At 61.7% G+C, this 2654-nt stretch carries 3 protein-coding genes; all 3 read left to right on the forward strand.

Annotated elements, in window-relative coordinates:
• The first annotated feature begins 248 nt into the window (after nucleotides 1–248).
• The 3 genes from NYP18_RS15580 to NYP18_RS15205 are packed head-to-tail and all read left to right on the forward strand — an operon-like array spanning nucleotide 249 to nucleotide 2488.
• Nucleotides 249–302: a chloramphenicol resistance leader peptide gene (locus tag NYP18_RS15580; protein WP_011113070.1), complete on the forward strand. Its 54-nt coding sequence runs from the start codon at nucleotides 249–251 to the stop codon at nucleotides 300–302.
• A gap of 21 nt (nucleotides 303–323) precedes the next feature.
• Nucleotides 324–1499 (forward strand): chloramphenicol efflux MFS transporter Cmx, encoded by a 1176-nt coding sequence (cmx, locus tag NYP18_RS15200; RefSeq protein ID WP_005297378.1) that lies wholly within the window; start codon nucleotides 324–326, stop codon nucleotides 1497–1499.
• A complete protein-coding gene (locus NYP18_RS15205) occupies nucleotides 1499–2488 on the forward strand; it encodes an IS481-like element IS5564 family transposase (RefSeq protein ID WP_011113072.1) in 990 nt (329 codons plus the stop codon). The genes cmx and NYP18_RS15205 overlap by 1 nt, the downstream gene beginning before the upstream one ends.
• The last annotated feature ends 166 nt before the right edge of the window (nucleotides 2489–2654 follow it).

Genomic DNA, 2654 nt, shown 5'->3' on the forward strand with positions numbered 1-2654 from the left:
TTTCAATCCCGGCTGGGATCCAACCTTCATCGCAGAACGCCTAGATGTGATGTCCAGGGACGTTGTTCTGGCCCCCGCCCGTAATGACACCGTGCCGATTCAAGAAGTATCTGTCCAGACCGCTTGCCATTGAAGGCATGTTAGAGTTTGGGGCATGTCGAGTCCCGAATCAGACAGGTCAGGGGTTGTCGGTCACACCGCCAGCCCCTTGAACCACTAGTTACGACGCCCACGATCTGTGTGGGCGTATGTCTGGCGTACCCGGGGCGCTGGCCGTGGTGACAAGAAGAACCATTTCTTGATCTCACACCTCGGAGTACTCGATGCCTTTTGCCCTTTACATGCTTGCCCTGGCGGTCTTCGTCATGGGCACTTCAGAATTCATGCTCGCGGGATTGCTCCCCGCGATCGCGACCGAACTTGACGTCTCGGTCGGCACTGCGGGCCTGCTGACCTCCGCATTCGCAGTCGGTATGGTCGTCGGCGCGCCAGTGATGGCGGCATTCGCTCGCCGTTGGCCACCGCGGCTCACATTGATCGTTTGCCTTCTCGTGTTCGCGGGAAGCCACGTCATCGGAGCGATGACACCAGTGTTCTCTCTCCTGCTCATCACCCGGGTGCTCAGCGCTCTCGCAAACGCAGGATTCCTCGCCGTAGCACTGAGCACGGCCACTACCCTCGTGCCAGCGAACCAGAAGGGGCGTGCACTGTCGATCCTGCTCTCCGGCACGACGATCGCAACCGTCGTGGGCGTCCCCGCCGGGGCACTGCTCGGCACAGCGCTGGGCTGGCGAACGACGTTCTGGGCGATCGCCATCCTCTGTATTCCCGCGGCCGTTGGAGTCATTCGTGGCGTCACGAACAATGTTGGTCGGAGCGAGACTAGCGCGACCTCACCAAGGCTCCGTGTCGAGCTCAGCCAGTTGGCGACGCCGCGGCTCATCCTGGCCATGGCACTCGGAGCGCTGATCAACGGAGGGACCTTTGCGGCATTCACCTTCCTGGCACCCATCGTGACCGAGACCGCGGGCTTGGCCGAAGCGTGGGTGTCCGTCGCGCTGGTGATGTTCGGCATCGGATCGTTCCTTGGCGTCACGATCGCAGGACGACTATCAGATCAACGACCTGGCCTCGTGCTCGCAGTCGGCGGACCGCTATTGCTGACAGGCTGGATCGTGTTGGCAGTGGTCGCATCTCATCCCGTTGCGCTTATCGTCCTCGTCCTCGTTCAGGGATTCCTGTCGTTCGGCGTCGGCAGTACTCTGATCACGCGTGTGCTGTATGCAGCATCGGGTGCGCCAACGATGGGCGGTTCGTACGCAACCGCAGCATTGAATATCGGAGCTGCAGCGGGGCCCGTGCTTGGTGCGCTCGGGCTCGCGACCGGGCTGGGGCTGCTCGCGCCGGTTTGGGTCGCTTCGGTGCTGACAGCGATCGCTCTCGTCATCATGCTTCTCACCAGACGCGCGCTTACGAAGACCGCGGCGGAGGCCAATTGATGACCCATCCGAACGCTCTTCTCACTCCTCGTGCCCGTCTCCGGTTAGCTCGGCTGATTGTCGAAGACGGCTATCCGGCCACGATCGCCGCAAAGATGTTCATGGTCTCCCCGATCACTGCCCGGAAATGGGCAGGCCGCTACCGGGAAGAGGGTGAGTTTGGGATGCAGGATCGCTCCAGCAAGCCGCACCGGATCCCAGGCAGGACGCCCGAGCATGTCAAGAAGAAGATCATCAACCTGCGCTGGCGGCTTCGACTGGGGCCAGCCCAGATCGCTGCGCGACTTGGTCTCTCGACGTCGACTGTTCACGCGGTCCTCGTCCGTTGCCGCGTGAACCGCCTCTCGCATATCGATCGTGTCACTGGCGAGCCATTGCGGCGATATGAGCATCCTCATCCGGGATCGTTGATTCATGTCGATGTCACGAAGTTCGGCAACATCCCCGACGGCGGTGGACATCGTTACGTAGGTCGGCAGCAAGGCGCACGGAACAAGCTCGCGACTCCGGGATTACCACGAGGAAAAGATCACAAGCCGCGCACCGGGACGGCGTTCGTTCACACAGTCATCGATGACCACTCCCGCGTCGCATACGCAGAAATCTGGTCGGATGAGCAGGCGAGCACAGCGGTGGGAGTTCTCGAACGCGCCGTGGCCTGGTTCGCCGAACGAGGCGTGACCGTCGAGCGAGTCCTATCCGACAACGGGTCGGCATACAGATCCCACGCATGGAGGGACTTCTGCGCTCGGCTCGGCATCCGACACAAGCGGACACGCCCCTACCGGCCGCAGACGAACGGGAAGATCGAGCGATTCCACCGCACGCTCGGGGACGGCTGGGCCTATGCCAGGTTTTACGGTTCAGAGGCCGAACGACGCCTGGCGCTGCCCGGCTGGCTCCACTTCTACAACCACCACCGACACCACTCTGCGATTGGCGGCGTACCCTTCGACCGACTCAACAACGTCCCTGGACATCACACCTAGAACTCGAAATCTAACGTCCGTTCGGGCATCGAGGTCCATGTCGGGGTGGGACGGGCCCGTGGCTTCAAGATCACTTGCAGTCCGACCGCGATGTCTTGGTTGCGCGAGAGGTTGTCGATATGGCTCTGTTGCAAAAATCGTGAAGCTTGAGCATGCTTGGCGGAGA

This window comes from Corynebacterium lemuris (assembly GCF_024919295.1).
Lineage (GTDB): Bacteria > Actinomycetota > Actinomycetes > Mycobacteriales > Mycobacteriaceae > Corynebacterium > Corynebacterium lemuris.